This window comes from Sagittula salina (assembly GCF_017813235.1).
Taxonomy (GTDB): Bacteria; Pseudomonadota; Alphaproteobacteria; order Rhodobacterales; family Rhodobacteraceae; genus Sagittula; species Sagittula salina.
Genome location: NZ_JAGISH010000085.1, coordinates 1 through 245 on the forward strand (window position 1 = coordinate 1; position 245 = coordinate 245).

1 protein-coding gene is annotated in these 245 nt (G+C 74.7%); it reads right to left on the reverse strand.

The features are described 5' to 3' along the window. The coding region (locus J5474_RS22650; protein ID WP_209364284.1) for an EAL domain-containing protein at positions 1 to 245 on the reverse strand (245 nt) is incomplete at both ends.

A 245-nucleotide genomic window follows, 5' to 3' on the forward strand; every position in this document is an offset into this window, starting at 1 on the left:
TCGCAACCAGCACCGACAGGTCGCGCGCCAGCCCGCTGCGCTCGGCCAGCGGGACGAAACGGGTGGGGGAGATCGGCACCGGCGGCCGGTGCCAGCGCGCCAGCGCCTCGACCATCACCGGGCGGCGGTCGGCCAGCCGCACGACCGGCTGGTAATGGACCTGCACCTCGCCATTGCACAGGCCTTCGGCCAGCGCCGCCGCATCCGCATGGGGAACATGCGCCGTGCCCTGGGGGGACCGCAGC